Genomic DNA, 8738 nt, shown 5'->3' on the forward strand with positions numbered 1-8738 from the left:
GATCGGCCGCGCCATACCAGGATTCGCCTTTCATCAATCGCCGGCAAACCACCCCCAAGTAACTAACTAATTTCCCGGATTTGATTAGTGCCAACGAATTGTCGTCAGGTGTGACCGGACCGCCCGCTGCGGTGTGTCGTCAAGTGCGCGGGGGCGACAGCGAGCCTCGCGCGCCGGCTGGACGCTCGTGAGGTGCGGGATCTGACCGCTTCCGGCAGCTCGCCACAAGGCGGAGATCAATAGGTCGTGGGGCTGCCCAACGGACCACAGTTGTCACCAGGCGGTTGCGCCACGTAACGGTCGGGTTGCGGCCTTCCCGGGCCCCGACCGATAGATCGGGATCTTCCTTGACACCGGTATCCGGGGCGCGTGCACTATGGCGTGTGGGGACAACCAGCACGGGGGACCTGTTCGGGCGCGAGGAGGAGCTGGCACACCTCCGCCGGTTCCTGGATTCCGCGCGCCACGACGGTGACGTGCGCATGGTCCGCGGGGAGCCCGGCGTCGGCAAGTCGGCGCTACTGACCGTGGCGGCGGATCTGGCTGACGCCGAGGGCATGCGGGTGTTACGCGCGAACGGCTCCGAGTTCGAGGCGGATGTCACCTATTCGCTGCTCAACCAATTGTTGCTGCCGCTTTATACCGACATACAGCGACTGCCGCCGGCGCTGCGGGACGCGCTCACCGTCGCTCTGGGCTTCGGGCCCGGGCCGGCGCCGGCTGCCCTGCTGGTGTGCAACGCCGTCCTTTCCCTGATCACCAGGGCCGCCAGGACGGCACCCGTGCTGCTCGTCGTCGACGACGTCCAGTGGATCGACCGGCCCAGCGCCGTCGTCCTCGGCTTCGTCGCGCGACGCGTCCAGGGCACGCCCATCGGCGTCATCGCCGCCTCCCGCACCGGCGTGGAGGGCTTCATCGACCGCCGTGGTCTGAGCGAGGTCACGATCGAGCCGCTGAGCGAGGACGCGGCCGCCGAGCTCGTGGACACCCGCTTCCCCACGATGAGCCAGCGCCTGCGACGGCGCCTGCTCGACCTCGCCCGAGGCAACCCGCTGGCCCTGGTCGAGCTGCCGACGACCCTCACCGACTCCACTCAGCCGGCGGAGGTGGTGCCCCTCAGCGACCGGTTGCAGGACATCTTCGCCAGTCGTATCGCCGGCCTGGCCGAGCCCACCCGCCTGCTGCTTCTGCTCGCCACGCTGGAGGGAAACGGCGATCTGAGCCTCCTGCGCGGTCTGACCGACCTGACCCATCTGGGCCCGGCCGAGCGAGCCCAACTCGTCCGGGTCGACGACGCCGTCGGCCGCATCGTCTTCCGCCACCCGCTGATCCAGTCGGCGATCGTCGCGGCCTCCACCCATGAGGAGCGCCGGCTGGCCCACCAGAGGATCGCCGCCGCGCTGCCGGGCGATCCGGAACGCCGCGCTTGGCACCTCGCCGTGGCCACCTCCGGCCCGGACGAGGCCGTCGCCGTCCAGCTCGAAGAGGCGGCGCACCTGAAGTTGCGGCGCGGTGACGTTCTGGCCGCCATCGCCGCGCTGGTCCGCGCCGCCGAGCTGAGCACCACCCCCGAGGACACCGCGCGGCGGCTGGCGCAGGCCGCGTATATCGGGGCGGAGGCCGGAGTCGCCGGTGACGCCCCGACGCTGCTGGCGGACGCCCGAACCATGAGCCAGGACCCATCAGGAGCGTTGCACGCCGCGAACGCGACCGCGCTCCTGATGGTCAACGGTGACGGCGACGTGCACACCGCCCATCGCCTGCTCGCCGGCGCGATCGAGACCGGCGGGCACGGCTGGCGCGCCGACGATCCGGCGCTCGACGAGGCCATGCACACGCTGTTGCTGCTGTCCTGGTTCGCCGGCACCGGCGACCACTGGGCCGTCTTCCACCGGAACCTGGCCCGGCTCACCCCCGCACCGTCCGACCTCCTGTCGGTGCTGAGCCGCACCTTCCCCGACCCCGTACGCACGGGCGCCGCGGCCCAGGCCGACCTCGATGCGCTGATCGCCGCCCTACCGGGCGAGAACGACCTGACCCGGGTCGTACGGACGGGCACCGCCTCGGCCCAACTCGACCGGCTGGGCGACATCCGCGAGCATTCCTGGCGGCTGATCCGGCAGGGACGCGACGGTGGCGCACCCCAGTGGCAGTTGAGCGGGCTGATGCACCTGTGCGAGGACGACTACCTCATCGGACGCTGGGACGAGCTCGCGGAACTGGCCGGTGAGGGCGAGCGCGTCGCCATCGACAGCGGGCTGCCTCTCCTGCGGTGGACTTTCCTGGTCAGCCAGGCCCTCATCGCCGCCGGCCGGGGCCGGTTCGGCGACGCGTACGACCTCGCCGACGAGATCACCCGCTGGGCGGCACCGCGCGGCGTCGCCAGCTGGCTGGCCACCGCGAACCTACCCCGCACCACGGCCGCGATGGCCGAGGGCGACTTCGAGGCCGCCTTCCGGCACGCGACGGCGATCAGCCCGGCCGGAGTGCTGGCGCCGTACGTGCCGATCGCCACCTGGGTGATGCTCGATATGGTCGAGGCCGCCCTGCGCACGGGCCGTACGGACCAGGCCGAAGCCCACGCCGAGGCCATGCGTGCGGCCGACGTTGCTGCCCTGTCCCCCCGCATGCGATTGATCCAGCACGGCGTGGACGCGCTCGTGCTCGGCGACGAGGCCGGCGACCGGCTCGAACGCACGCTGGCCGATCCCAGTATGGACCGCTGGCTGTTCGAGTCGTCACGTATCCGGCTCGCGTTCGCCGACACCTTGCGCCGGCGCAAGCAATTCCACCGCGCTCGTACGCATCTGATGGCCGCGCACACCGGGTTCGCGGCGATGGACGCCGAGGCGTGGCTGGCCCGCACCACCGAGGAACTGCGCGCCGCCGGTCACCGGCCGGCCGTCGCCGAGCAGTCACCGTCCACGCTCACCGCTCAGGAGCTCGAAATCGCCGGCCTGGCCGCGGCCGGGCTGACCAACAAACAGATCGCCGAGCGCCTGTTCCTGTCCCACCGCACGGTCGGTGCTCACCTCTATCGCCTGTTCCCCAAACTGGGCATCACCTCGCGGGCCGGGCTGCGCGACGCGCTCAACGAGATCTGAGCACGCCGATCACCCGCTCGGCGGCGACGGCCGGCGCCATCATCGCCGGCCGTCCTGACCGGCGGTGCCGTCGACCCAGGGCTGGGGGTCGGTCAGGAAGACCGAGTCACCGCCCGGCTCCTGCCTGCTCCGCCAGGTCCGCAGCAGCGTTCGCGTCACCTCGGTGGGTACGCCGGTGATCTGTGCCAGCCCCTCCCGGGTGAGGCTGGCGCGGGAGCTCATCTCGTACGCGCTGTTGATAAGGCGTTTCTGCTCGGCCACCGCCGCGGGTGAACGCCGGGCGTAGCGGGCCGCCATGTGCTGCGCCTCGGTGATTACGTCGGCGGCGGGCACGACCTTACCGATCAGTCCGTACGCGTGCGCCTCGGCCGCGGTGTAGGCGCGGGTCTCGAGCATCATCTCCAGCGCCCGGGCCGGGCCGACAAGGTGGACGAGACGCTGCCCACCAACAGTCGTGGTCAGGCCGATGGACAGCTCGGGGAGCAGGAACCGGGCGGTCTCGGCGGCGACCCGTACGTCGAAGAAGAGCGACATCTCCAGGCCACCACCGCCGCAGGGGCCGTCGATGGCACCGATCCACAGGGCACGCGATCGCAGGATGCGGGTGACGAGTTCATGGAAGCGGCTGATGGCGAGCACGCCGGCCAGCGGGGACCGCTCGACGAGCCGTTCACCTCCCAGCGCTGTCATCGCACGCGCCGCGCCGAGCAGGACCCGGGCCAATGGGCGAGACAGCAACGGGGCCCGCTCAGCCGCGGACAGCAGATCGGCGATGTCGTAGTGGGTGATGTAGCGGCCGGCGACCCCACCCGTGACCACGACCGCGCGCACGGAGTCATCGTCGCCGACCGCGCGGACCAGGCTCAGCAGGTCGTGCTGCATCCGCGCGGTCATGTAGTTGAACGGTGGCGCGTCGATGCGCGCCGTCAGGACATGCCCGTCCTGCGAGAGTCGCAGAGTTTCGAGGCGGAGGTCGGCGGCCTGTGGACCCGGCATCGTCATTGCCTTTCATGTGTCGCGTTCCGGTGAGGAATAGCAGATGTTAAGACTGGCCGAGTGAACGCATTGTTATTTATTTGTGGAAATGACCGTGCCCGCCGGCGAGGTGAACTTCGTACCGATGGATACGTTTATCAGGGCGACCGGACCGGGCTCCCCGCTCGGTGAAACCCCATCACCAGACAGGTAGGCCGCATGACTGTCGTATCCATCCGGAAGGTCGGTGACCCGGTGCTGCGCCAGATCGCCGAGCCGGTGACCGAGTTCGACGCCGAGCTGCGCACGCTCGTACGTGACCTCAACGAGACTCTCGCCAAGTCGCGCGGCGCCGGCCTGTCCGCCCCGCAGATCGGCGTCGCCCGGCGGGTCTTCGCCCTGAACCCCGATCTGCCGGGCAACACCGTACGGCTCGATCACCTGGTCAACCCGGTTCTGGAGTTTCCCGACGAGGAAGAGCAGGACGGCCCGGAAGGCTGTCTGTCGATTCCGGGCGTCTTCCTCGACACCAAACGCCGCATGAACGTGTCCGCCAAGGGATACACCAAGCAGGGCGACCCGGTCCAGGTGGTCGGGGACGGGCTGTTCGCGCGGTGCATCCAGCACGAGACCGACCACCTCGACGGCGTTCTGTTCATCGACCGGCAGGACGAGGCCGGGCAGGCGAGACTGCTGGCCACGCTGAGCGAGGCGCCGTGGTTCGACGCCCGGATCAAGGTCAGCCCGCACTGACGCGCGGCGAACAAAGGGTGCCGGGGCGAAGTGGATCACGGAGCCCCGGCGACCTGTGCGCGTCCTCACGACGTCGAGGGTGAGCATCCCGGTTCGAGATCCGTCGGTTCGTACGTGACCGGCTACCCCGAAGTGCGGCCTTGGCGATCCGACGACCTCGAGGCCTGGCAAGCATCGACATCACTTTATTCCTCGTTGACCTACAAGTGGCGGCTCCAGACCGAGTACCTCGATGCCCGGGACGGCCTCGCCGGCGAGCCCGTACGGCGATGGATCGGGCAGGTCGCGATCCACGGTGACCGGGTGGTCGCGCTGGCCGAGTGCGGCTGGGCTCCGGGCGACCCGCAGTCGCCCACGCTGACGGTCAACATCGCCGACGCGTGGCTGACGAGCGGGATCGCGCGCCGAACGCTCCGCGAGCTGATCAGCCGATGCCTGGGCATCGGGCTGACGGCCTTCCGCCTGGACTACTTCGCCTCGAACATCGGGCTGGACTTCTTGGCCGACACGGTGGCCGCCGAGTTGGGCGTGCCGTATTCGCTGATCGGGGTGACGCGCTCCGGCCTCGGTCAGCTGAGCATCCGGGGCTGGAGCGCCCGGCCGCGACCAGAGGGGATGCCCGCTCGGCAGCGGCTCGGGGCCGGTCACGTCCAGCGCGGCGCGTAGCCGGCCCCGCTCGAGCTCGGCCAGCAGCGCCCCGGTGTCCACCACCGGACCGCGCGAGGCGTTGCCGGCGCCTCCCGCGGCGCGACGTCCGGGCCCTCGAAGCGCCTAGCGTGCGGGCACGGCCGGCGGGTAGCGGCCCAGGAAGCCGTCGAGCCGCCGTCCGCGAAGCCGGACCGCGTCGAGTTGCCGGGCGAGGATATCGGCCATGGAGCCGACCGTTCGGGTCACGCAGTCGGCCGCCGCAAGCTCCTGTCCGCCGCCGGGCGGCGCCGAGACGACGATGCCCTGATCGGCCCGTAGCGCGAGGACGTCCTCGCGCCATCCCGGCCACAGGCGCCGATTGTAGAAGTGCGGCAGGTCGCCCGAGAGGCACCAGTCGAGCCACTCTCCGTGCGACATCCTCATGCGTCGCCACCGCAACGACGACGGGTCGAAGTAGATGACCTCGCCCGGTACGCCCGGCCGGCCCGCCGCCGGTCGCAACCCGTTGAGGAAGAACACCCCGCCCAGGACGTCGTGCGCCACGATCAGTCCCGCGATCGGCACCCACAAGTCATCCGCGGCCGCCGGGAAGTCGTTGACCTCGAGAATGCTGGGAAGACACTCGTCCGGGCTCGGTGAGCCACCGAAGATCCGCAGCCATCCGTCATGGAGCAGGATCCCGCCGCTGTTGAGCGCGAGAGCGCCCAGCGGCGAACTGGCCGCGACGTGCAGTTGCCGCACGCTGGCCAGGGCCGTCTCCTGATCGGCGGGCAGGATCCGCGGTGCGGCGAAGCTGCGGGTCAGAAGCTCCGCCAGCGCCTGCCATGCCGCGTGGTGGTCCTCGACCACGTCCGGATCGATCATCATCGCTTCTCGCTCTTTCGCCCGAACCGCGCCCCCAGCTGTCCCAGCCGGCTTCCCGGCATCGGGGCCGCGTGTCTCATACCCGACACGACGGAGGTCGGACCAGCAAGTTCAACGCCTGCCGTACGACCGTGCGGCGCTGGACTGCTCGAGACGGGTCAGGCGCTGCTCGATCTTGGTGACCTGAGGGACGTGCAAATCCTTCGACAGTTCGCGAGCCTGCTGCCAGGCGGCGCGCGCCGCCTCCCGATCGTCGAGGGCAAGCGCGGTGTCGCCCTCATTGAGCAGGGACTCGACGACGTTCATCCGCCAGCCGATCCGCTGGTACAGCTCAGTCGCCCGTTTCCAGAAGGTCAGTGCCGCGGGCAGATCTCCCGCGGCCCGGAAGCTGTTGGCCAGCGCCTCGTAGCTGAGCCCCAGACCATGGGTGTCGTCCAGCGCCTCCGCGATCGGCAACGCCTTCTCGGCCAGCTCCATACTGATGTCCGGCCGGTCGAGGTGGATGTGCGCCTCGGCCAGCACGTAAAGCACGGGGAGCTGCGCCGGCCGGTCACCGAGGGCCTCGAACAGGCGCAGCGCGCGCTCGAGGAAGACGACGCCCTCGCGATGCTGACCCTGCTCGATGCTGACCTGGCCGAGGTTGCGGTGAACGAGTGCCTGCTCCCGTTCGAGCCCGAGCCGCTGGAACAAGTCGAGGGACTGACGCAGCAGTTGTGCCGCGGAGTCCCTGTCGCCCAGCACAAACTGGGCGCCGGCCAGACTCCGCGCCATGTGAGCGCGGCCCAGGTCATCGCCGGCGGCGGTCGCCGCCCGCAGGCACAGGCGCGTCATCGCGGCCCAGTCGTGCCACCAGCCCTCCCCCTGGTTGTACCGCTGAATCGTCAGGCACAGGCGCCAGGCCTCGGCGACCCGGCCGTCGTCGAGCAAGCGCTGCACCAGGGCCTTGAGCACCTGCCGATCGGCGTTGAACCACGCCATGGCCTCGGCCTGGTCAGTCAGAGGGGTGGCGATCACATCCTCCATCGCCTCCGGCCGCTCCAGGACGACAGCGGGGACCAGATGCGTGTCGGCGTCGTAGGCCGTCTGCCGGTAGTGGTTCACCAGCCGGCGGAAGGCCTGCTCACGGTCCTCCGCGTCCTCGTGCAGCCGAACCAGTTCCTGGGCGTAGGCCCGGACGAGGCCATGAGTGCTGAACCGGCCCGGCGTGTGCTCGGCGAGCAGACCCGTGCTCACCAGCTCACCGACGAGAGTCCGGGCCTCGCCCAGCGGGACACCGGCCAGACTGGCCATCGCGGGCAGCGTGAAGTCCGGGCCCGGATGAAGTGACAGCAGGCGGAACAGACGCGCGGCGCGGCCGCCGAGCATCCGATACGACCAGGAGAAGACAGCCCGGATGTCGTTGCTCATGTCGTCGTCGGAGAATCCATCGAGGCCGCCCTGCGCTTCCCGCAGCTCGCGGGCGATGTCGGCCAGCCGGTGATCGGGGTGGGTCAGGGCCCGCGACGCGACCACCGACAACGCCAACGGCAACCGGCCACACAACTCGACGATCTCCTCGAGAGCCCCGCTGTCGGCGACGTTCCGGCCCGGCCCGATCCGCGACGCCAGGAACTGCCGGGCGTCTTCGGGCGACAGCACGTCGAGGGTCGTCAGATGCGCCCCGTGCGCCGTCGCCAACCCGGTCAGACGCTTACGGCTGGTCACCAGCACCAGACACCCCGGAGCACCCGGCAACAACGGACGAACCTGCTCCACACTGTGCGCGTTGTCCAGCACCACCAAAATCCGCCGGCCGGCCAGCACACTGCGATACAACCCCGAACGAGCATTATGACTCGCCGGGATCTCCGCGTCCGGCACCCCCAAAGCGTTCAAGAACCCCTGCAACGCCTCCGCCGGATGCAAAATCGACTGACCCGGATCAAACCCCTGCAAATCAACATAAAGCTGCCCGTCCGGATACGCGTCAGCCAGCTGATGAGCCAAATGGATAGCCAAACTCGTCTTACCGATACCCGGAAGACCATCAATCGCCAGCACCGGCGTCGACACCTGCGTCAGCACATGACCGTTGACCAGACCCAACGTCCAATGCTCGACCTCCTCCCGACCGGTGAACCACGGCAGATCCGCCGGCAACTGCGCCGGCAGCACCGCGGCGCCGCTCGATGCACCGTCGCCCTGACCATGCTGCGCGGGCGTCGCACTCTCCCCGGCCGATGACGGCTCCCCGGCGCCCTGGTGGAGGACCAGTTGATAAGCCTCGCGGAGCTCGTCGCCCGGGTCGACTCCGAGTTCCTCGGCCAGCCGGCGGCGAATCGCCTGGAACACCGCGATCGCCTCAGCCTGCTGACCATCAGCCGACAACACCAACAACAACTGCGCCTGCAACGC

The 8738-nt window shown here is 69.7% G+C and carries 5 protein-coding genes and 1 pseudogene; 2 read left to right on the top strand and 4 right to left on the bottom strand.

The window, feature by feature from the left end; all coding sequences use genetic code 11:
- The first annotated feature begins 383 nt into the window (after positions 1-383).
- The gene (locus tag ACGFJ7_RS45635) at positions 384-3104 is read left to right on the top strand and encodes an AAA family ATPase (protein WP_360257112.1); all 2721 of its coding nucleotides are present in this window, start codon (positions 384-386) and stop codon (positions 3102-3104) included.
- Positions 3105-3143: 39 nt separating this feature from the next.
- Here ACGFJ7_RS45635 and ACGFJ7_RS45640 read toward each other — a convergent pair whose 3' ends face one another.
- The gene (locus ACGFJ7_RS45640; protein ID WP_392648676.1) at positions 3144-4100 is read right to left on the bottom strand and encodes an enoyl-CoA hydratase/isomerase family protein; all 957 of its coding nucleotides are present in this window, start codon (positions 4098-4100) and stop codon (positions 3144-3146) included.
- Between the two features lie 198 nt (positions 4101-4298).
- Here ACGFJ7_RS45640 and def point away from each other — a divergent pair, with 198 nt between their 5' ends.
- On the top strand, positions 4299-4832 hold the full coding sequence (gene def / locus ACGFJ7_RS45645) for a peptide deformylase (protein ID WP_392648679.1): 534 nt from the start codon (positions 4299-4301) through the stop codon (positions 4830-4832).
- Between the two features lie 597 nt (positions 4833-5429).
- On the opposite strand, the pseudogene ACGFJ7_RS45650 reads toward def, so the two are convergent.
- From ACGFJ7_RS45650 to ACGFJ7_RS45660, 3 genes and pseudogenes are all read right to left on the bottom strand, one after another.
- Positions 5430-5561: pseudogene (locus ACGFJ7_RS45650) on the bottom strand (NAD(P)-dependent oxidoreductase); the annotation flags it as partial.
- Between the two features lie 42 nt (positions 5562-5603).
- Complete coding sequence (locus ACGFJ7_RS45655; RefSeq protein WP_392648681.1) at positions 5604-6347, bottom strand: DUF2625 family protein; 744 nt, start codon at positions 6345-6347, stop codon at positions 5604-5606.
- 108 nt (positions 6348-6455) lie between these two features.
- The coding region (locus tag ACGFJ7_RS45660) for an ATP-binding protein (protein WP_392648684.1) at positions 6456-8738 on the bottom strand (2283 nt) is incomplete at its 5' end.

This window comes from Actinoplanes sp. NPDC048988 (assembly GCF_043197815.1).
Taxonomy (GTDB): Bacteria; Actinomycetota; Actinomycetes; order Mycobacteriales; family Micromonosporaceae; genus Actinoplanes.